The organism is Paenibacillus sp. MAH-35 (assembly GCF_058135425.1).
Genome location: NZ_JBYUPU010000006.1, coordinates 21700 through 43049 on the forward strand (window position 1 = coordinate 21700; position 21350 = coordinate 43049).

Below are 21350 nucleotides of genomic sequence, written 5' to 3' on the forward strand. Positions count from 1 at the left end.
GACGGTGACGGATGAGTTTAAGCTTAAACTGGAACAGCGAGCAGGATGCGATACAGATCGGTGAGCCGCTCATCGCCCGGCTGGAGGAACTGCTGAAAATTGCCGCCGAAGCGGAAGGGATCGAGGACGGCGAAGTGGTCGTAAGCTTCGTCGACGACGAGACGATCCGGCAATTGAACCGGGAGTACCGCAATATCGATAAAGCGACCGATGTGTTATCGTTTTCGATGCTGGAGAGCACCGAAGACGAACCGGGCATCGTATACGGGACGGATGACGAGGAGGAAGCCGACCCGGCCGGCGATGAGATCGGGGGCGTTCTGGAAGACGAGTCCTACCCCGATCCGATCGGCGACATCGTGATCTCCGTCCAGAGGGCGATCGCGCAGGCCGAAGAGTACGGACATTCGCTCGAGCGCGAGCTCGGTTTCCTGTTCGTACACGGTTTCCTGCACCTGGTCGGCTACGATCATGAGGACGAGGAATCGGAGCGCGCGATGTTCGGCAAGCAGGAGGCGGTTTTGCAAAAAGCCGGGCTGCATAGATGAGAGACGTCAAGAAGTTCCGCAGGAGCTTCCGGTACGCTTATGAAGGGCTGAGGTACGCCTTAGCTTCCCAGCAGAACATGCAGTTTCATTTTTCGGCGGCGATACTAACGCTCATTCTGGCGATCGTATTCAAGCTTCCGAAGACGGAAATCTTATTCGTGTTGTTGTCGGTTACGCTCGTGATCGTCTGCGAGCTTATCAATACCGCAGTGGAGAAGGCGGTCGATCTGGCGATGCCGGACCGCCATCCGCTGGCGAAAATCGCTAAAGACGTAGCTGCGGCCGCCGTTCTCGTATCGGCGGTTTTTGCCGCTATAGTCGGTATGGTCGTATTCTACGAACCGATCGAGAGATTGATCCGGGAGGCTGGCACCGCTAAGAGCGGCCTTACGCCGGGACTGATCTGGACGCTGGTCGCATTGGTTGCGATGACGGTCATCGTCGCCCAGACGCGGTTTTCCAACCAGCGGATTCCGCTCCGGCCGAGCTTGTTGACCGCGGTATCGTTTGCGATCGCCACATGGATCGCTTTATTGACGGCAAATACTTTAGTCGCCTTGCTGGGCTACAGCTTGTCGATCCAGCTTATGTTCGTCCTGTACGACAAGCGGAGCCGGCAGCTGCCGCAATTGGCGGCCGGAGCCCTCATCGGGTCAGTCATGACCGCCCTTGCCTTTTACTTGATCAATTATATGTGACGAAGAAGGGAGCCGCCTATGAGCAGCAACGGGATCGACGAGCAGCAGCTTATCCGCCATGCGCTGGCCGCCCGCGAGCGCGCCTATGCGCCCTATTCCGCTTTTCGCGTCGGCAGCGCTTTGCTGGACGGACAAGGTGGCATTCATTACGGCTGTAATGTGGAAAATGCGGCTTACGGCCCCACGAATTGCGCGGAGCGGACAGCGCTCTTCCGGGCGATCGCCGACGGTCACCAGCCCGGTACGTTCGCTGCGATTGCGGTTGCCGGCGATACGGAAGGGCCGATCTCGCCTTGCGGCGTTTGCCGCCAAGTACTGCTGGAGCTGTGCGCTCCGGACATGCCGGTTATTATGGCCAACCTGAAGGGCGACATCGCCCGGATGACCGTTTCCGGGCTGCTCCCGGGGGCCTTTGGCCCTAACGATTTGTTGGAAAAATGAGGTTAATAAGTTAACAGCGAGGAGTGCTCCATTTAGATAGAGAGCAAAAGGTATTCGCATGACCGTAAATAGGTTAACATAAGGAACAAGATGCCCGTCATTTTCAACGCTTAGGTTTTTTCACTTCTTTTCTGACCTCAAGAACCACGACTGAAAGCGTGCATCCCTAGCCGTTGCCGGCAGGCGAAGGCTAGGGATGCGAAAGCGGTCCAAACTCGAAGCTGCGGTAGTTCACTCATCTTATCTCTCTCGAAAACTTGGCTGGGTCCAGGGGCGCGAGCGCCCTGGTCCTCCCCCTTGTCGAAGGGGGAAAGAGGGGGTTGGATAATCCATAGAGGCAGATATTTATAAAGGGGAAACTATAAAGAAACAGGGGATTGCCCCCAACCAACTGGAGGAAACTATGAAGGACCAACATAAATCGGGCTTTGTTGCCATTATCGGCCGGCCGAACGTCGGCAAGTCGACCTTGCTGAATCAGGTGATCGGCCAAAAAATCGCCATCATGTCCGACAAAGCCCAGACGACGAGAAATAAGATTCAGGGCGTATACACGACGGAAGGGATGCAAATCGTCTTCCTCGATACGCCGGGCATTCACAAACCGAAGTCCAAACTTGGCAGCTATATGATGAAGGTAGCGGAAAATACGCTTGACGAGGTCGATGCCGTATTATTCCTTGTCGACGTCGTAGACGGTCTCGGAGGCGGCGACCGGTTCATTATCGAACGGCTCAAAAACGTGCAGACTCCGGTATTCCTGGTGCTGAACAAAATCGATCAAGTTCATCCGGAAGCGCTGCTTCCGATCATTACCGCTTACAAGGATCTATATCCGTTTGCCGAGATCGTCCCGATCTCCGCGCTGCAAGGCAACAATGTGAACACGCTGCTGGAGCAGATCGGCAAATATTTGCAACCCGGACCGCAGTATTATCCTTCCGATCAAGTGACGGATTACCCCGAGCAGTTCATCTGCGCCGAGCTGATTCGCGAGAAAATTCTTCACCTGACGCGGGAAGAAATCCCGCACTCGATCGCGGTCGCCATCGAAAATATGAAGGTGGAAGACAACGGGATCGTGACGATCGGCGCGGTGATCTATGTGGAGCGCGATTCGCAGAAAGGGATCGTGATCGGCAAGCAAGGGGCGCTGCTGAAAGAAATCGGCAAGCAGGCGAGACGGGATATCGAAGCGCTGCTCGGCTCCAAAATTTTTCTGGAGATGTGGGTAAAGGTCAAAAAAGACTGGCGCAACCGCGAGCATGTGCTTAAAGATTTGGGCTTCCGTCACGACTGAGGCAATAGGCTATTTTTACATTGGATACTCGATACGCTGACCGCTCATCCTATGACAGAACAAGCAGAATATTTCCTCTGTGAAAGGATGGGCCGCATGCGTGACTTTTCGTGGAAGTATTTTACGATGACCGGAGACGTTGAGTCGTATCTGCTGTATAAGGAGTTTGATTATCAGACATCTGTCCGCCCCGAGGAGGAGGAAGATATCGTTTCGGACGACGCTGACGAGTTGAATTAACCGGGACGAGCGATAGAGGAAAGAGCAAGTTCGATCTCTCATGGGAAGAGGGAATGGTTGTGCTGGTTCGGGTCGAGGGCATCGTAATTCGCAGCGTCGATTACGGGGAAGGCAACAAAATTTTATCGATTTTCTCGAAAGAGGCAGGGAAGCTTAGTGTGATGGCGCGTGGCGCCAAAAAGCTGAAAAGCCGCCATACGGCCATCGCACAGCCCTTTACATACGGCGAATTCGTCATTTACAAAGCAGGACAGATGGGTACGCTGAACAGCGGGGAGATCGGGAACGCTTATCAGGGACTCCGGGAAGACATCCATAAGGCGGCTTACGCTTCTTATCTGATGGAGCTGACGGAACGGACGATGGGGGAAAACGAGCGCAACGCCCCCTTGTTCGACCAACTGAAAGCGGCGCTGGACGCGATCGACGAAGACAAAGATCCGCAAATCGTCGTGCACATCTACGAATTAAAAATATTGGCGATCGCAGGCTACATGCCGGAGCTTGGCAAATGCGTCTCCTGCGGCTCCACCGACGGCGCTATGTCGCTAAGCATCCCGATGGGAGGAACGTTATGCCCACGCTGCCGGCATAACGACCCCGGTGCCCTTGCCGTAACGGAAGGTATGCTCAAGCTGCTGCGGCTGTTTTTGAACATGGATATCCGGCGGCTCGGCAGAACGGATGTCAAAGCCGGGACGAAAAGCCAGCTTAAGCTGTTCATCCGCAAATTTCTGGACGAGCATATCGATGTGAAATGGAAATCGCGCAATTTTATCGACCAGATGGATAAATACGGGCTCTAACGGAGCTGCTTGCTTTCCTCTTCCGAATCTGGTATTATTTCTCGAACCCGTCACCGAGGCTAAGCGTCCCGGGAGTCGGGATTTTTTAACGATCTCATCCATGGGCGGTGAAGCCATGAATCGCAATCATCCGAAACCTATCGTCTATGTCGTCTCCGATTCCGCCGGCGAGACGGCCGAGTCTGTGCTCAAGGCGGCGGCTATCCAGTTTCATCCGAACCATGTGGAAATTCGCAGGGCGCCTTATGTGAACGGCAGGGAGGGCGTCGATTTTGTCGTGGCCGAAGCGGCCAAGGCGCACGGAATCGTCGTGTTCACCCTGGTCGTTCCGGAGCTGCGCGATTATTTGATCGCCCAGGCGCGCAAGCGCAAAGTGATCTCCATCGACCTGCTCGGTCCGATTATCTCGACGCTGGAGAAAGCATTCGATCAGGAGCCGCGGCATCAGCCCGGACTTATTCATCAGCTCGACGAGGATTATTTCAAAAAGGTCGAGGCCGTGGAGTTTGCGGTCAAATACGACGACGGACGCGATGCGACCGGCGTACTGCTGGCCGATATCGTGCTGGTAGGCGTATCCCGCACGTCCAAGACGCCGCTGTCGATGTATTTGGCGCATCGGGGGTTAAAGGTAGCGAACGTTCCCCTCGTGCCGGAGCTTCAGCCTCCCGAACAGCTGTACACGGTTTCACCCCAGAAAGTAATCGGACTCGTCATTGATCCGGACAAGCTGAATATGATCCGCCGCGAGCGTCTCAAAAGCCTGGGTCTCGCCGACAACGCCCTCTACGCCCAGTTCGAGCGAATCCACAAGGAGCTCGATCATGCAAGGACGGTCATGTCCCGCGTCGGATGCAAAGTGATCGACGTATCCAACAAAGCGGTGGAGGAAACGGCGGGCATTATCCTAAGCCTGATTCGCGCTTAAAGGCATGTTGAACCAATTTCAACTACGGAAGCAGGATTTTTTGTTTCTTCATCGTATATAATATTACGGTAACAATCGGGAAGGAAATTGGTGGTAGCCATCGCGGTCAAAATTATTGTCGATGCGGACGCATGTCCGGTCAAAAGCGAAATCGCAAGTGCCGCTTCACAGTTCGGCATTCCCGTTATGATGGTCGCTTCCTACGATCACCGGCTGCAGCCGGGGGAAGGCGTCACGGTCATTCAGGTGGATCGCTCGGATCAGTCCGTCGATCTGTATATCGCAAACCGGGTATCTGCAGGCGATATTCTCGTCACTCAGGATTTCGGGTTAGCTACGATCGGGCTGGCTAAAAGAGCGGTAGTGCTTTCGAACCGCGGGCAGATCTACACGGACCGGACGATCGATTTTTTGCTGGAAAAAAGGCATGAGTCCGCCAAACAGCGGCGGGCCGGCAAATTCGGAAAAGGCCCGAAGCCGTTTACCGAGCTGGATCGACAGTCATTTCTACAAACTTTGACAAAAGTTTTGACCCGTTTGCAGGAGAATGGGACGATTTAGCGAATACGTATACGTGTACTTTGCAAAGGGTGATTAGGATGAGTAGCGGACTTATTCCGGACGACATCATCGAAGCAGTCCTAAAGCACCACGATATCGTCGACGTGATCGGCAAATACGTGCACTTGTCCAAGCATGGCCGTAATATGAAGGGACTCTGCCCGTTTCATTCGGAGAAATCGCCTTCTTTCAATGTCAATCCGGAGAAGCAGATTTACAAATGTTTCGGTTGCGGCGTCGGCGGACATGTGATCCGGTTTATCCAGGAGATCGAAGGATATACGTTCGGCGAAGCGGTTCGGCATTTGGCCGAAGAAGCGAACATTGCTTTCGAATGGGAGCAGCGGACGCCGGAGCAGGCAGAGCGGCAGCAGGAGAAGGAACAGATTATCAAAGGTCATGAATTCGCAGCCAAGCTGTACCATTACTTCATGGGCAATACGGCTGAAGGAAAGCACGCTCTGGACTATTTGCGCTCGAGAGGCTTCACGGATTCGTTGATCGACACGTTCCAGATCGGATACGCTCCGGCCAGATGGGATTTCCTCGCCTCTTATTTGGAAAAACGGGAATTTCCTATGCCTTTAATGGAAAAGGGCGCGCTTGTTGCAGCTAAGTCATCCGGGGGGTATGTCGATAAATTCCGTGATCGTATCATGTTTCCGATCCGCGATGCGAAGGGGCAAGTGATTGCCTTTGCAGGCCGGACGATGGGAAACGAGCAGCCGAAATATTTAAACAGTCCGGAGACGGCGCTGTTCCGCAAAAGTAAAGTGCTGTACAACTTTCATGCGGCACGGGCAGAAATCAAGAGAACGTCACGAATCGTATTGTTCGAAGGGTACGCGGACGTTATTAAAGCGTGGTCGGCCGGCGTTCACAACGCCGTAGGAGGGATGGGTACCGCTCTCACCGAGGATCACGCCTTATTAATGAGGCGTAACGCCGAACAAGTCGTGCTATGCTACGACGGTGATGATGCCGGACAATCGGCGGCTTTCAAAAATCTGGGCATGCTGCTTAAGGCGGGCCTGGATGTGAAGATCGCCATGCTGCCAAACCGGCTGGACCCGGACGATTATATTGAGAAGTATGGACCGGACCGTTTCAGAACGGAGATTGTAGAAGGTGCGGTTCCGCCGGAGAAGTTCAAGCTCCTTCACTTGAGACGGAACTTCAATCTGCAGGATAATGAAGCGAAGCTTCGGTATGTACGAACCGCGATTCGCGAGGTTATCGCAACCATCGAATCGCCTACCGGGCGGGAGCATTATTTGAAGGAGCTTGCCTCGGAATTCAGTGCGATTTCCTCGTTCGAATCGATGAAGCAGGAGATGCATGAAATCCGCGAACAGCAGCAAAAAAAGCAGCGTTATGGGGATAATAACGACATTTCGTGGAATAATGTTAGGAATGACGGGACCGATTCCGCCCCTCTGCCCAAGCTGAGGCCGGCATACGACAAGGCGGAGCGCCACCTGCTGTACGTGATGATGCACGACCGCGACGTAGCGGAGCTCGTTCAGCAGCGGCTGGGAGAGACTTTTAACGAAGAAGCTCATGCAGCGTTGGCTGCTTATTTATATGCCTATTACGCGCAAGGATTCGAACCGGACGCGAGCCGATATATGGCCACGTTGCAGGACGACCGGCTGGAGCGACTGGCCAGTTCGATTCTGATGACGGAGTCCGATCAGGGGATAAATCCCCAAGTTCTCGAAGACTATATGAGACAAATCGATAAGCATCGGCAGCAGCAGGCGATTGAGCGGTTGGAAGAAGAACGGATACGCGTGGAGAAATCGGGGGATGCAATTGGCGCCGCGCGAATCGCAATAGAGATAATAGCCCTAAAGAATCAACTGAAAGCGATGTAACCAACCAATCGTGGCGAGAGTTGGAGCCGTTGATCATTTTAGGGAGGAGGGAGCTTGGATATGGCGAACGATCAACATACCGAACTGGAAACGGAACTGACGCTCGAACAAGTCAAAGACCAGCTGATTGAACTAGGCAAAAAGCGGTCTTCTCTGACTTATAAGGATATCATGGAAAAACTGGCTCCGTTCGATCAGGATCCCGAGCAAATGGATGAGTTTTTTGAGCATTTATCCGAGCTCGGCATCGATGTAGGAAACGAAGCGGAAGACGACATGGTGATGGGTCAGGACGAGGAGCATGACGAATTTCATCTGGACGACGATTTGTCGCTTCCTCCCGGCATTAAGATTAATGATCCGGTTCGTATGTACTTGAAAGAAATCGGCCGCGTTCCGCTTCTTTCGGCCGACGACGAGGTTGATCTGGCCAAGCGGATCGAGAAAGGCGATGAGGAAGCGAAGCGCCGGTTGGCTGAAGCGAATCTTCGTCTTGTCGTCAGCATTGCCAAGCGTTATGTCGGACGGGGCATGCTGTTCCTCGATCTGATTCAAGAAGGGAACATGGGCCTGATCAAGGCGGTCGAGAAATTCGATCATACGAAAGGCTACAAGTTCAGCACCTATGCGACATGGTGGATTCGTCAAGCGATTACCCGCGCAATCGCCGACCAGGCGAGAACGATCCGGATTCCGGTCCATATGGTGGAGACGATCAACAAGCTCATTCGTGTATCGAGACAGCTGCTGCAAGAGCTGGGACGAGAGCCGTCGCCGGAAGAAATCGCGAAGGAAATGGATTTGAGCACCGAAAAAGTACGGGAAATTATGAAGATCGCTCAGGAGCCGGTATCGCTGGAAACGCCGATCGGGGAAGAGGACGATTCGCATCTGGGGGATTTCATCGAAGATCAGGAGGCGCTTGCGCCGGCTGATGCCGCTGCTTACGAGCTTCTGAAGGAGCAGCTCGAGGACGTGCTGGACACGTTAACCGAGAGGGAAGAGAACGTACTTCGGCTGCGCTTCGGACTGGATGACGGCCGTACGCGGACGCTGGAGGAAGTAGGCAAAGTATTCGGTGTAACCCGGGAACGAATTCGCCAGATCGAGGCGAAGGCGCTGCGCAAGCTGCGTCATCCGAGCCGGAGCAAGCGGCTGAAAGATTTCTTAGAATAAGCCGTTCGGGCTGTTATTCGCTTTGATGCTAAGGCAGCGCTCAACGACTCTTGACGAATAACCGCCGATGGGGAACGAATAAACGGATACCGGAGACCTTTCTGTCGACAAACAGTGAGGTCTTCCTGACTTTATAGCGGCTATTGCGATCCGAGTGCGGCGCAAGGTGCTCTCTGAATAAAAGGAATCGAGCAGTGAATCGATAACCATACAGCCGCGTGGGAGGTTGCAGTACCCAAAATGGAACACGACAAACGAACGATTATAGTGCGTGAAATCGAACATTGGCGGAGAAGCAAGCTGCTGCCCGAGCATTACTGCGACTTCCTGCTGAATCTGTACGATGCGAGTCCGGTCGAGCGGGATACCCGGGTTATGGGAATTTCCAAGCAAGCTCTAAAAAACAGCAATTGGAAAAATTGGTTTTTCGGATTCGGTCTTGCGGCGCTTATTGCCTTTATCGTCCTTCATTTTAACTCTTTTCGATTTCCAATGCAAATTGCCGTCGCCGCCATTCTTGTGGCCGGTTGTTATACGGCAGGCATCCTGCAATCGCGAAAATCGCCGCTGGCCGGATACGCCCTGGTCGGCGTCGGATCGCTTATGCTGCTTGGGGCGGGCGTGTATCTGCTTCGCGCGTATGAGATGGACGAAGCGCCGATTATGCTCGCCTACGTGACGTTTTGCAGTTTCGTCTGGATCATCGTCGGGTTATCCGCGAGGCTGGGGTTGTTTCATTATTGCGGGTGGGCGGGTCTGCTGCTTGTATACGCGATGGTGTTGAATGCCAGGGTGGATCTGGATTGGATCGGGGCGCAAGTAAGCTGGCTGCCGCTGTGTGTCGTGTTCGGATGGGTAGGGTGGCTGCTGCACCGGGCGAGCAAATCGACCGGAGCCGTGTTGCTTCTTGTTTGCTTCACGATATGGTGGATGCCGGAGCTGCATTTGCTTTTCTCGGGCGAGGCTGATCTGTCGCTGCTTCAGCTCGTATTTCTGGTTAAGCTGATCGTCGCGGGTTCCGTCTTGTTCGGATTACGAAAAAAATGGATAGAGTGGGTTTTCTGACATGGTAAAATTATCGAAACGACTGCAAACGATCGCCTCCTTCGTCCCTCCAGGGAGCGCAGTGGCGGATATCGGATCGGACCACGCGCTGCTGCCGGTGTATCTTGCCGAGCGGGGGCGCGTTTCCTTCGCCGTAGCGGGAGAAATTAACGCAGGACCTTTCGAGGCTGCGGACAAACAGGTCAAGATGGCGGGTTTGTCGAATATCGTTCAAGTCAAGTTGGGCGACGGTCTTGCCGTCGTGGAGCCCGGCGAGGTTGATGTGGTGACGATTGCCGGGATGGGGGGCAGTCTTATCGCGCATATATTGGAGGAAGGGCAGCAGAAACTCGGCTCGGTCCGAAAGCTGATCCTCCAGCCGAACGTCGGAGAAGATCAAGTCCGTCTCTGGCTAATGGCGCATGGCTGGGTATTGGAGAACGAAGTGCTGCTGGAAGAGGACGGCAAGTATTACGAGGTGTTGTGCGCCGTTCGCAGTGCGAACGCGGATCAGGACAATCTTGACTTGTACCGGCCGCGTCCGCTGGATGGCGGAGTGATGCTGGAGACGCCCGAGCTGATCCGGTTTGGGCCGATCTTGAGCACGCGGCCGGATGAATCGTTTTATGACAGGTGGTCGTCGGAGATCGAGAAGCTGGACAAAATTATGCACGGCCTGGAGAAGGGCGGCACGGAAGCGGCGCGGAAGCGCTGGCAGGAAATGAACGACGAACGTAACCGGATAGAGGAGGTCATCCAATGTTTGCGAAAGGTCAAACCGTAATTCAGCTGGTTGAACGGCTGGCGCCGAAGCATATCGCGATGGAGGGTGACAAAATCGGACTGCAGCTCGGCTCTCTTCGCAAAGAAATTCGCACTGTACTGGTCACGCTGGATGTGACGGAAGAGGTCGTAGAGGAGGCAATCCGGCTACAGGCGGAGCTGATTGTGGCGCATCATGCGATCATTTTCCGTCCGCTTGCTCATCTGCAGACGGATACCCCGGCGGGTAAGCTGTACGAGAAACTGATCAAGCACGATATTGCCGTCTATATCGCCCATACGAATCTGGATGTGGCGGACGGGGGCATTAACGATATGATGGCGGAAGCGCTGGAATTGAAAGTAACCGGCCATCTGGAGGACGTTCATACCGACAAGCTGAAAAAGCTGGTTGTGTTCGTACCGGAACCGCATCAAAATGAAGTGCGCGACGCCATGTTCTCCGCCGGGGCGGGCTGGATCGGACATTACAGCCATTGCAGCTTTAATATTCCGGGCACCGGCACGTTTTTGCCGCGGGAAGGTGCGGAACCGTTTATCGGAACGAAGGGCAAGCTGGAGCAAGCGTCCGAGGTGAGAATCGAGACGGTAGTGCCGGAAAGCGTGGAGAAGCAGGTAATCCAGGCGATGCTGAAGGCTCATCCGTACGAAGAAGTCGCTTACGATATCTATACGATGGATCTGAACGGCCGGACGTTCGGTCTGGGACGGGTCGGCCGCCTGGAAGCTCCGGTGACGCTGGACGCTTTCGCCCAGAAGGTCAAGCAGGCTCTGGACGTGCCGTTCGTTCGCGTTGTCGGGGAACCGGACCGGGAGATTAAAAAGGTAGCGGTACTCGGCGGCTCTGGAAGCCGTTATGTCAAACAGGCGTTATTCGCGGGAGCGGATGTGCTCGTTACGGGAGATATCGATTATCATACGGCACAGGACGCCATAGCCGCCGGCATCGCGATTGTCGATCCGGGACACAATGCCGAGAAAATTATGAAGAAACGCGTTGCCGAATGGCTGCAAGCCCGGCTGGACGAGCAGAAGGTGTCCACGCGCGCCGTTGCTTCACAGGTCGATACGGAGACGTTTAAGCTGATGTAACGGTGCGTGCGGCAGCCGTCCAACAAGCGCAGTTTCCAGCGGAAGCAGCATTCTCCTGATCTGACAATGAATTCGGGGTTGCAGCGACTGCCGCCGTTCGGTTATACTAGAAAACAGTTTCGGAAAGTTTGACAGACAATCGCCGGTGCGCTAGCGCACGGGAGGAAAGTCCGGGCTCCATAGGGCAGGGTGCTGGATAACGTCCAGTCAGCGCGAGTTGAAGGATAGTGCCACAGAAATGGACCGCCGATGACGTCGCAAGGCGAACAGGCAAGGGTGGAACCGTGGTGTAAGAGACCACGAGGGGATAGGGTGACTTATTCCCTGGTAAACCCCACTTGGAGCAAGACCGAAGAGAACGCAGCGGACGGCTTGCCGATCCGCAGTCCTTGCCCGGGGCGCGTTCGGGTTGGTCGCTGGAGTTCGTCAGCAATGGCGGGCCTAGATAGATGATTGTCACTTCGATGGTGGGAGGGTTGTGGTGCCCGTTACGACCACCGGAAGTACAGAACCCGGCTTACGGCAAGCTTTCCGGCATGCCACACTTGTTTGCTTATCCGTGCATAGCAGTACCGCTAATCGCGGTCGCCATCTGCGAAAGAGGTCTGGAGATCCGTTCTCCTCATAAGCATACGAACAAAGGCGGCCCCTTCCAGGGCCGCCTTTCTGTGTCCAGACTTATTCGGATGACATTCGGGCTTCGCAGGTACATAAGCAGGTACGGAACGGGCAATAAACAGGTACATAGGAGAAACAGTTACTGCTGCTTGTATTTACGGGCAAGCTGCTCCAATTCACGCTCGAACCTTTGCGGCCAGAAGGTGAGCGAATCCCGGTTTTGCGCCGCCTGCGACAAAGCTTTGACGATGTCGATCTGGCCGTAGCCGAAATATTTGTCTTTGCCGCTTGTCCCCAGATCGACGGCCGTCTGGCGCATCAGCTCCATTACTTCGGTATTGGCCAGCTGCGGATTGACCGAGCGGATCAGTGCGGCCAGAGCGGTAACGTGCGGACTGGCCATCGAGGTGCCGGACAGCGCGGCGTAATGGTTGTCCGGATAGGTGCTGGCGATATTAACGCCGGGAGCCGCGACATCGATGTAATCGCCGTAATTGGAGAAAGTCGCTTTCTTTTGATCCGGATCGGTTGCCGCTACGGCGAACACTTCGGGATAAGCAGCCGGGTAACCGGGGCGTTCTGTGTTGTCGTTGCCGCTCGCTGCGATCAGCACGATATCCCGGTCGAAAGCGTAGCGGATCGCATCGTGCAAAAATTGTGAGTCGGCATAGTTGCCGAGACTCATATTAATCACTTTGGCTCCGTGATCGGCTGCCCATATGATGCCCTGAGCAACCGAATAAGTGCTGCCCGCTCCGGTCTCATCGAGCACTTTCACCGGCATAATCCGGTTGAACCAGGAGATGCCGGCGACGCCTTCCCGGTTGTTCACGAGCGCCGAGATGATGCCGGCGACGTGGGTGCCGTGGCCGACATCGTCGCTCGGCTCGCTGTTTTTGCTAACAATGTTAATGCCCGGTACGGTCCGCCCGCTCAAGTCGGGATGCTCCAGATCGACCCCGGTATCGATGACTGCGACGACCACGTCTTCGCTCCCTCTGGACACGTCCCAGCCGGGCACGGTTTCGATGGCCGGTAAGTTCCATTGATACCGGGCGTACAGCAGATCGTTAGGTTCGGTCGTTTCATTGGTCAAATACAAAAAGTGCGGCTCGGCGTAATCGACATCCCATTTGCGGAAATATTCGATCAGCTGCTTCGCTTCCATGCCGGACGATTCGAACACGTATGTGTAGCCCATCTTCTCCATGGAGGAGGCGCCGATTTCCGTGCGGATCTGTTTTAATTGCTCCTCGGTGGGCTCTTGACGAAATTTCACTACGATCTGATTGACGTGGTAATGGCTCGTTCCTTCGTTATCTTCCGGGTGATCGACCTTGACGTCACGGAGCGTTTTGGAATCGACGGATTCGATCTTCCATCGCTTATCGCTGGGATAAGGTACGAGGCGCAAGTTTTTACGCTGATGGATCGCCACTTTGTGTAAAATATCCTGATGAATGATGCCGACGAGCGACGATTGACCGTCTTCCGAAGGCTCGCCGATCACGATGTACTGTTGTTCGCCTTCGCCGATTTTGGCGGACTGGTAAGGCTGCCCGGAGCGGACGCTGCTGCGCGCTTGCTCGAGCAGCGGCTCGGCCTTACCTCTCACGGATTCGGGAATATGGCCGGATTCGGCAGCCGTTTCGCCCGCTCCATGCCCGCTCCATGCCACATAATCCATCTGCTCGTGACGGTGGCGCAGGTCGTCCAGAGCGGACTTGACATCGTCCGTTGTTCCGGGTTTTAATTGATGAAGTGCTTGTTTGAAATCCAGGGAACATTGAGCGCGGCACAACTGTTCCGTCATATCGACGTCGCGCCCCAGCATCATTTGCTTCAGCTGCATTTCCTTCTCCGGGGTGGGATTCGCCGGGTCCGGAACTTTGTTGCAGCTCGCCAAGATCAAAGCGAACGCGCAAAGGATACTAAAAGAAGCGGAAGCTGTCTTATTCCACATGTTCGATCGTCCTCCTTGCCTGATAGCGGCGGTAACGGGCGCGTATAACTGACGCGGTCCGAGAGCTGCGGGCTTCTATGCCTTAAGGTGGGGAAGTCGCAACCGAATTATGCATGCGTGTCCTTGGCGGTAATTTGGATGCAGGATTGGCTTACTTTTCAATACGAATTATGATACGATGAATGAAAAGGGCGGGGACATTCCTGCTTAGCAGGTCCGACATTATGAGGAGGTCAACGATATGGCAACGGGCCAAGTGAAAAATTTATGCGAAACGACCCGGACGAAGTTAAAAGAAGTCATCGCCAAGATGGAGCTCTTCTTGAATCATTACAGCTTGCCGCAGCTGCTTACCGAGAACGATCCCGCGATGGACGAATTTTACCGCGGCTATTTGTCGGATACCCGGCATCTGCTCGTATTTTGCGAGGTAGCGTACGAGAAGCTCGGCGTCAGCTTGCGCCGCCCGAACTTCAATGAAGATTTTGCGGAAAGAACGTTGTACGATGTATATCATAATTGCGTAAACGGATTTTATTATCCGAAAAACGAATGTTATTCGGAAGACGGCCGTTATGCCTACACCGGACAGGACGCAATCCGCTTCCGCAAAAAGCCGAGCCGCGAGGCGCGCAACCTGACGATCGAGCTTTCCAAAATTTTCGAAGAAATGCGCGAAGATCTGGCTTATTACGAAACCGATTATATGACTCAGCGCCGGATGCAGGGCGAGCGGGTTTAATAGAAGCGATCGAAGGTGCGGGCCGAAGCCCGCGTCTTTTTTTGTTGCGCAAATTAGAAGTTTGCTATGGGGGAAGCTTCAAAGTGCCCTTTGCGGGTCTGCGAATTGTGGAATTGCTGTATTCAACTTAAGCCGCTCGGGTAATGCCTGGCTTTTGCGTAGAAGGGTAACCAGGTATAAAGAGGTATATCGTTTAAGAGCGGTTTGTACCCTTTATTTGGCCCGAATCCTCCTTGTACGGGGAAATAAGAGCGGTTCGAGACTGCTAAAATCGGCGAAAGGGTGCAGATCCGATCAAATGGTGGATATAGGAGGTACAAACCGCCATTATTTGTTGTGATCTTTAGAAAAGGCCGAGAATAGCGGGTGGCAAAGACTCTTATTGGTTTAGAACCCGCAGACTCCATCTTCATCTCCAACCCATCTCAAACAAAGTCAAGGACCGCCCGGACGTTTTTGTCGACGGTTCTTTTGCTTTTTTTTCATTGAATTTAGCTTTTCAACATGGCTGCAAGTACATTTATAGAGCTTGTTCGTCTTAAACCCGTTTCCTTTCTATTTTTGTCATAGCTCTCCTCGGATAGGGTCCTCCAAATGCGGGAACATTGTGAATGGAGGTGAGGGTCGATGGCAAAGCCATTGGTGAAATGCAGCGTATCTAACTGTGCTTTTTGGGGCGAAAACAACAACTGCAAAGCCGACGCGATCATGATCGATATCGACAGCCACGCGGGAGCGAAATTCAACGAAGAATTTGCAGGAGAAAGCTTCGATTCCGAGCATCAAGATTCCGCACCAACATCTTCCGCAACATGCTGCCATACGTTTAAGCCCAAATCCTAATTTTATTCGATTGGCGGTATCGCCAAGGAGGGCATTTTGATGGGTGATCGTTTTGATGAGCTGGAAAGGGACATGGAGGCAACGAAAAGCAACGAATATTACGAAAAGCCGGATGGCCAATTCGACGAGGAGTACGGCGCCGAGCTGACACCTCCCGCCGCACCGCTATTCGTCAACAATCGGGTGCGGACCGATCAGGGAGACGTGCCGGATCATCCGGAGCCGAACCGCGAGCTGCATGCAGAGGAAGGCGCAGGTGTGGAAACGGGCGGGGCGACAATCGGCTGGATCGGGCTTGTGCTGGCCATCGCTTCGCTGTTCATCTATCCGGCCATACTCGGTACAGGCGGCATCGTTCTCGGCATTATCGCGTATGTTCAGGGAAGCCGTGCGCTTGGCGCTTGGTCGGTCATTATCGGCGGAATTGCATTATTGTCGTTTGTAGTGCTCGTTCCGTATTACACTTAGCGGCACGAAAAAACCGTCCCGGCGATCTAAAGCCCGGACGGTTTTTTCTCTAAACAGATAAGCAAGCTTAAGTTTTCAACGAAGCTGGATAGTTTCTGTTCGCAAGAAAGAATCCGCTTACGCTTCCTTATCTTGGTAAGGGCTTCGTTTAGTCGTATAGAAGCTTGCATCCAAATTTTTTAACTTTACTAATAGCGTTTAAAGAGTATAGCAGGCTGTGCTTGCTAATCGTTTGATTTGCGCGTCATTCTGCCAAAAACTTGGATCGCCGCGATGAAGCCGGTTTCGACCAAAGCGGCCAAAAGCGCCAGCATAAACCAGCTTCCGTTGCCAAGCGAGTAGTACAGGAGCGCATGAAGCGCGAACAGGATAACGAACGCCCATAGCAAACTGATCCGGTAAATCCACTCCAGCATGATCGTCCCACCTTTATATCCATTCTAAAAACGTTGCATGCAACCATTATGCTCCAAATCCGCGGCCGTTATTCGTGCCGCACGGGCAAGCGGGAAGCGGGGGAAATGAAAGGAAACCGGTAAAATCGGGAGCTGTTTCAACAACGGACTGTTCGTCCGGCAAAAAACGTTGTACAATAAGCAGGAAACCAATTGCTGAAACGGGGCTTAAGGATGAGTATAGATCCGAGGATTATGAAGCAGCTGCTGCAGCTGCAATTTGAGCCGGGTGATCCGCTATCGGTGCGCAGTACGTCAGCCGACGATTCAGGAGACTTCACCGCGCTGCTCCAATCTCTGCTCGGGCAAGCGTCCGCGGAAGGGGAGAGCGGCATGACGGCAGCCGCTTCCAGGCTGGGAACCGCGTCGATGCCGGCATCGGTATATAACGCACATGCGGCTTTGCAGAGCATGCAGCGTTCGGCGTTTGCCCCGTCCAAGCCGAGCGCCTACCAGTTGCTTGTCGAGGAGGCGGCCGGCCGGCACGGAGTCGAACCGAGCCTGATCACGGCGGTGATTCATGCCGAGTCTTCCTTTAATCCGTATGCGGTATCGTCCGCCGGTGCGAAAGGCCTTATGCAGCTGATGGATAAGACGGGCCAAGGTTTGGGTGTCACCGACCCGTTCGACCCTGCCCAGAACATAGAAGGCGGTACCCGCTACTTGGCGGAGCTGATTCGAAAGTATGACGGCAATGAAGCCGTCGCCTTGGCCGCCTACAATGCCGGTCCCGGCCGTATAGACCGTCTCGGGGTCCGCACCGATTCCGAACTGCGGGAGAAGCAGCACCTGCTTCCTCAGGAAACGAGAAACTATGTGGAGAACGTCTTGGAGCGCAAAAGGCAGTACGGCGCCTAACCGTGCTATAGCGGGATGTGAACTTGCAGGCCGTTTGAGCAGACAAACGGCAGCTTGTGTCAACCCTGCAGTAAGGTAAGTTTAAGTTCGCCACAGTGTTAAATCTTCAAAGCGTCGCTTCGAAAAGCGAACCGAGTTTCTGAACCCAGAAAAGCTGCCTTTACGCAGGGGCATTTATCGTGGAAAAGGCTTCGTTTAAGCTTTTCGAATAAGCACCGATACGATCAATGCGGATAGCTTGATATCCGGCATTGATCGTCTTTTTTGAGCCAAGAAGGTTAAGTTTTCAGGGAATAAGGGGGGGTTGTACCCTCTATTTTGTCCGAAAACCGGCTTGGGCACGGAATAAGAGTCGTTTGAAGCTGTTAAAATCCGCGAAAAGGGCGCTTCCCCCACCAGATGGTAGAAATAAGGGGTACAACCCGAAAATAGAGGGTGCCAGAGACTCTTATTTTGTTGGTTAGCGTTAGTTAGTTAGTTAGGTAGTTAGGTAGTTAGTCAGTTAGTCGTCAGTCAGCCTGCTCGCAAGAAACTCAAACTTTGAAGTGCAAAGGAGTCATCCGTTATGCTGTATTTCGACCATTGCGCGACGACGCCTCCGTACGAGGAGGTCGTTGAAGCGGTTGGAGAGGTGATGGCCCGTCACTACGGCAATCCTTCCTCGATCCACAGGGTCGGCATCGACGCGGAGCGGATGCTGACGAAGGCCAGGGAGGTTGCGGCGAGGCAGCTTCGCGCCGCTACCGAAGAAATCGTATTTACGTCCGGCGGGACGGAAAGCAACAACACGGCCGTGCTTGGAGCGGCTCTGCAATATGCCGGCCGCGGCAAACACCTGATCACAACCGCACTCGAGCATGCCTCGGTGTATGAATGCTTCGAGTATTTGAGACAGCGGCTGGGTTACGAGGTTACGGTTATTCAGCCGGACGGAGACGGCCGAATCCGTTCGCAAGATGTGCTGGATGCGGTTCGCGACGATACGATTCTTGTGAGCGTCATGCATGTGAACAACGAGATCGGCACGATTCAGCCGGTCCGGGAGATCGGGCAGGCTTTGCGTCAACACCGCAAGGTGCTGTTTCATGTCGATGCGGTCCAAAGCGTCGGTAAAATTCCGGTATGGCCGGGCGAATGGGGCATCGATCTGCTGTCCGTATCGGCTCATAAAATCCGCGGCCCGAAAGGCGCCGGCTTGTTGTACCGGCGCAAAGGCATCGCCCTGCAGCCGCTGCTGCACGGCGGCGGGCAAGAAGCCGGGCAACGCTCGGGAACGGAGAATGTGCCGGGCATCGTCGGCTTCGCCAAGGCACTGCGCATGACGATGGAACGGCAGGAGGGGGCGTTTGCCCGGTTATCCGGACTGCGTTCGCGGCTTTTGAACGCTCTTCGGACCGTTCCGGGTCTGGTCTACAACGGCTCCGAATCGGCTGCGGATATGGCGCCCCATATTGTTCACGTATCGGTTCCGGGATTGAAATCGGAAGTTTTTGTCCACGCTCTGGAAGAGCATGGCATGATGATCTCCACGCGGTCGGCCTGCTCTTCGGGGGAAGATCGGCCAAGCCGCGTGCTGCAGGCGATCGGAGCGGACCTCGATCGTGCGGTCAGCGGTCTTAGAATCAGCTTGTCCCCCGACCACACCGAAGAAGATATAGACCGTCTTGCGGATGTTGTAGCCCGTACGATGGAACAGCTAAGGAGGTACCGGTGAATACGGAAGTGATCCTGCTTCGCTTCGGCGAGCTTATGTTAAAGGGAAGAAACCGGAATCGGTTTGAAAATCAGATCGTTCAACAAATCAAGCGGGTGTTGAAGCCGCTTGGCCGTGCGGTCGTACGTACCGAATCGTACGGAAGAATGTATGTCGAGCTCAACGGCGAATCGCATGCCGACGTCGAGAGGGAGCTCTCCAAAGTATTCGGCCTGCATTCCTTCAGCCGCGCGATCAAAACGGCGCCGGATCTGATGGAAATCCGCGCGGCCGCACGGATCGTAATGGACCGTCTGGAGCGGGTCCCGGAGACGTTTCGGGTAACCGTAAGACGCGTCAACAAGCAGTTTCCGCACGATACGTTCGAGATGCATCAATTGCTGGGCGGATATTTGCTGGAGTCATACGAGGGACTGAAAGTGGATGTGCATGAGCCACAGGTGAATGTGCATGTCGAGATCCGCCACCAGGAGGCGTTCGTCTATATCGGCACGCTCCCCGGTCCGGGCGGCTTCCCTCTGGGAAGCAACGGAAAAGCGATGCTGATGTTGTCCGGCGGGATCGACAGCCCGGTCGCCGGATGGTTTGCGATGAAGCGCGGTCTGCGCATCGAAGCGGTACATTTTCACAGCTACCCGTATACGAGCGAACGCGCCAAACAAAAGGTGATCGACCTGACGAGTGTGTTGGCTGAATACGCCGGCTCGATTATGATCCATATGGTTCCTTTTACGGAGATCCAGACCCGGCTAAAGGAATCGTGCCGTGAAAACTTGCTGATCACGATGATGAGACGGGTAATGTTCCGCATTACCGAACAGCTGGCCGAGCAGAGGGAAGCGCTGGCGATCGTTACGGGCGAGAGCCTCGGTCAGGTGGCGAGTCAGACGTTGTCCAGCATGAATGTGATCGGCCGGGCTGCGACGCTGCCGGTGCTGCGTCCACTGATCACGATGGACAAGCTTGAGATTATCGCCATCTCCGAGAAGATCGAGACGTATCCGATCTCGATTCTCCCGTACGAAGATTGCTGCACGTTGTTTATGCCGAAGTCGCCTTCGACGAATCCGAGCCTGAAGGTGGTCGAGTACTCCGAGAAAGCGATGGATTGGCTGCCGGAACTGATCCGCGAGGCGGTGGAGAAAACGGAGACGATGTGGGTGAAACCGGAGCAAAATTCGGAGGAAGACCACTTGTTCTAGCCTCAGGAAAATATAGAAATGCCACTACACGCGCCATATGCAGGGCTCCCGGGCACGGGGCCCTTTTCCCGTTCTTTCGCTCCGTTTGCTGCGCGGAGCTGTACTAGAAAGGGCAACAGGACGCATACGTTAACGAATAAGGGACGGGTTTCGTAAGAGACTATGGTCGGGAGGGTGTACGATGCTGGAATGGCTGTTGTTATTTTTGCAAATTTTGCTGATCAATATCGTGCTGAGCGGAGATAACGCCGTCGTCATCGCGCTGGCGAGCAAAAACTTGCCGCTGCATCAGCGGAAGCAGGCGATATGGTGGGGAGCGTTCGGGGCGATCGGGCTTCGGCTCGTTCTGACGGTTGCGGCGGTGTTCCTGCTGTCCATTCCCTTTATCCAGGCGGCCGGTTCCTTGCTCCTGTTATGGATTGCGATCAAGCTGCTGGCGGACGACGAAAGCCATGCTACGGTAAAAGAAGCGTCTTCGCTCGGCAAAGCCATATGGACCATTATCGTGGCCGACTTCGTCATGAGTTTGGACAACGTGCTGGCGATTGCGGCTAAAGCGCAAGGAAACTTGTCGGTTATTATCCTCGGGATCGGACTGAGTATCCCGATTATCGTATGGGGCAGCAACCTGGTCGTCGTGCTGTTGCAGCGTTATCCGATCTTCATCTACGCGGGGGCCGGCATTCTCGGTTTTACATCCGGGGAGATGTTTATTAGCGACGGCAAGATGCAGCAATATTTGCTTCATCATAACCCCACGGCTCACTGGGCGATTCCAGTTGCCACGACACTGATCGTTCTGCTGATCGGAGCGCTGTGGAAAAGACACAGTCCGGGCAAGCCGGCGTAATGTGAAGATGAACGTTTGCATGCCTGTGGCAGCCAGCCTCGCTCCCGAGCTTCTCGGGAGCTTTTTGGTATGCGGAAATGCCCGAATAACGGGGGGAATGTCCGATTTCCGCACCTGTAACCTTTTGACGCAAGGTTCGTCTA

At 54.3% G+C, this 21350-nt stretch carries 22 protein-coding genes and 1 other RNA gene; 21 read left to right on the top strand and 2 right to left on the bottom strand.

The annotated features are described in order from the left end of the window. The first annotated feature begins 11 nt into the window (after positions 1-11). The 14 genes from ybeY to rnpB all read left to right on the top strand — a co-directional run bounded on the left by ybeY (position 12) and on the right by rnpB (position 12029). Entirely contained in the window at positions 12-548 is a 537-nt protein-coding gene (ybeY, locus tag AC3Y2E_RS08080) for an rRNA maturation RNase YbeY (protein ID WP_379208985.1), read from the top strand. Then, positions 545-1246, top strand: a complete 702-nt coding sequence (locus AC3Y2E_RS08085) for a diacylglycerol kinase family protein (protein WP_190926040.1) — start codon at positions 545-547, stop codon at positions 1244-1246. Before ybeY ends, AC3Y2E_RS08085 begins: the two co-directional genes overlap by 4 nt. Before the next feature lie 18 nt (positions 1247-1264). Then, positions 1265-1687 (top strand): cytidine deaminase, encoded by a 423-nt coding sequence (gene cdd, locus AC3Y2E_RS08090; protein WP_379208988.1) that lies wholly within the window; start codon positions 1265-1267, stop codon positions 1685-1687. A gap of 403 nt (positions 1688-2090) precedes the next feature. Next, a complete protein-coding gene (gene era / locus AC3Y2E_RS08095) occupies positions 2091-2987 on the top strand; it encodes a GTPase Era (protein WP_190926042.1) in 897 nt (298 codons plus the stop codon). A 96-nt stretch (positions 2988-3083) separates the two neighbouring features. Beyond that, entirely contained in the window at positions 3084-3227 is a 144-nt protein-coding gene (locus tag AC3Y2E_RS08100; protein ID WP_190926045.1) for a YqzL family protein, read from the top strand. Between the two features lie 59 nt (positions 3228-3286). Next, on the top strand, positions 3287-4033 hold the full coding sequence (recO, locus tag AC3Y2E_RS08105) for a DNA repair protein RecO (RefSeq protein WP_379209447.1): 747 nt from the start codon (positions 3287-3289) through the stop codon (positions 4031-4033). Between the two features lie 115 nt (positions 4034-4148). Beyond that, positions 4149-4961, top strand: a complete 813-nt coding sequence (locus AC3Y2E_RS08110) for a pyruvate, water dikinase regulatory protein (protein ID WP_332074331.1) — start codon at positions 4149-4151, stop codon at positions 4959-4961. Between the two features lie 99 nt (positions 4962-5060). Next, positions 5061-5522, top strand: coding sequence for a YaiI/YqxD family protein (locus AC3Y2E_RS08115; protein WP_379209449.1), 462 nt, complete (start codon positions 5061-5063; stop codon positions 5520-5522). Positions 5523-5560: 38 nt separating this feature from the next. After that, positions 5561-7399: a DNA primase gene (dnaG, locus tag AC3Y2E_RS08120; protein ID WP_379208991.1), complete on the top strand. Its 1839-nt coding sequence runs from the start codon at positions 5561-5563 to the stop codon at positions 7397-7399. A gap of 60 nt (positions 7400-7459) precedes the next feature. After that, positions 7460-8575 (top strand): RNA polymerase sigma factor RpoD, encoded by a 1116-nt coding sequence (gene rpoD, locus AC3Y2E_RS08125; RefSeq protein ID WP_379208993.1) that lies wholly within the window; start codon positions 7460-7462, stop codon positions 8573-8575. 240 nt (positions 8576-8815) lie between these two features. Next, positions 8816-9640, top strand: a complete 825-nt coding sequence (locus AC3Y2E_RS08130) for a hypothetical protein (protein ID WP_379208995.1) — start codon at positions 8816-8818, stop codon at positions 9638-9640. A 1-nt stretch (position 9641) separates the two neighbouring features. Then, positions 9642-10403, top strand: a complete 762-nt coding sequence (locus AC3Y2E_RS08135) for a tRNA (adenine(22)-N(1))-methyltransferase (protein WP_379208997.1) — start codon at positions 9642-9644, stop codon at positions 10401-10403. After that, positions 10379-11494 carry a Nif3-like dinuclear metal center hexameric protein gene (locus AC3Y2E_RS08140; protein WP_379208999.1) on the top strand — a complete coding sequence of 372 codons (1116 nt, stop codon included), beginning with the start codon at positions 10379-10381 and terminating at the stop codon, positions 11492-11494. The genes AC3Y2E_RS08135 and AC3Y2E_RS08140 overlap by 25 nt, the downstream gene beginning before the upstream one ends. 123 nt (positions 11495-11617) lie before the next feature. Then, positions 11618-12029: RNase P RNA component class A (rnpB, locus tag AC3Y2E_RS08145), an RNA gene on the top strand. A 222-nt stretch (positions 12030-12251) separates the two neighbouring features. Here the strand turns inward: rnpB and AC3Y2E_RS08150 are convergent. After that, the gene (locus tag AC3Y2E_RS08150; RefSeq protein ID WP_379209001.1) at positions 12252-14075 is read right to left on the bottom strand and encodes a S8 family peptidase; all 1824 of its coding nucleotides are present in this window, start codon (positions 14073-14075) and stop codon (positions 12252-12254) included. A 241-nt stretch (positions 14076-14316) separates the two neighbouring features. Here AC3Y2E_RS08150 and AC3Y2E_RS08155 point away from each other — a divergent pair, with 241 nt between their 5' ends. From AC3Y2E_RS08155 to AC3Y2E_RS08165, 3 genes are all read left to right on the top strand, one after another. After that, positions 14317-14817, top strand: coding sequence for a YpuI family protein (locus AC3Y2E_RS08155; protein ID WP_190926063.1), 501 nt, complete (start codon positions 14317-14319; stop codon positions 14815-14817). A gap of 627 nt (positions 14818-15444) precedes the next feature. Beyond that, complete coding sequence (locus AC3Y2E_RS08160) at positions 15445-15660, top strand: DUF1540 domain-containing protein (protein ID WP_332074337.1); 216 nt, start codon at positions 15445-15447, stop codon at positions 15658-15660. A 39-nt stretch (positions 15661-15699) separates the two neighbouring features. Beyond that, positions 15700-16128 carry a hypothetical protein gene (locus tag AC3Y2E_RS08165; RefSeq protein WP_379209004.1) on the top strand — a complete coding sequence of 143 codons (429 nt, stop codon included), beginning with the start codon at positions 15700-15702 and terminating at the stop codon, positions 16126-16128. A gap of 224 nt (positions 16129-16352) precedes the next feature. Here the strand turns inward: AC3Y2E_RS08165 and AC3Y2E_RS08170 are convergent, their stop codons facing one another. Then, positions 16353-16544, bottom strand: coding sequence for a hypothetical protein (locus AC3Y2E_RS08170; protein ID WP_379209006.1), 192 nt, complete (start codon positions 16542-16544; stop codon positions 16353-16355). Between the two features lie 213 nt (positions 16545-16757). Between AC3Y2E_RS08170 and AC3Y2E_RS08175 the strand changes: the two genes are divergently transcribed. The 4 genes from AC3Y2E_RS08175 to AC3Y2E_RS08190 all read left to right on the top strand — a co-directional run bounded on the left by AC3Y2E_RS08175 (position 16758) and on the right by AC3Y2E_RS08190 (position 21207). Beyond that, a complete protein-coding gene (locus AC3Y2E_RS08175) occupies positions 16758-17441 on the top strand; it encodes a lytic transglycosylase domain-containing protein (protein WP_379209008.1) in 684 nt (227 codons plus the stop codon). Positions 17442-18006: 565 nt separating this feature from the next. Next, complete coding sequence (locus AC3Y2E_RS08180; RefSeq protein ID WP_379209010.1) at positions 18007-19155, top strand: cysteine desulfurase family protein; 1149 nt, start codon at positions 18007-18009, stop codon at positions 19153-19155. Next, a complete protein-coding gene (thiI, locus tag AC3Y2E_RS08185) occupies positions 19152-20357 on the top strand; it encodes a tRNA uracil 4-sulfurtransferase ThiI (RefSeq protein WP_379209013.1) in 1206 nt (401 codons plus the stop codon). Before AC3Y2E_RS08180 ends, thiI begins: the two co-directional genes overlap by 4 nt. 181 nt (positions 20358-20538) lie before the next feature. Next, positions 20539-21207, top strand: a complete 669-nt coding sequence (locus AC3Y2E_RS08190; protein ID WP_332074342.1) for a TerC family protein — start codon at positions 20539-20541, stop codon at positions 21205-21207. Positions 21208-21350 lie beyond the last annotated feature (143 nt).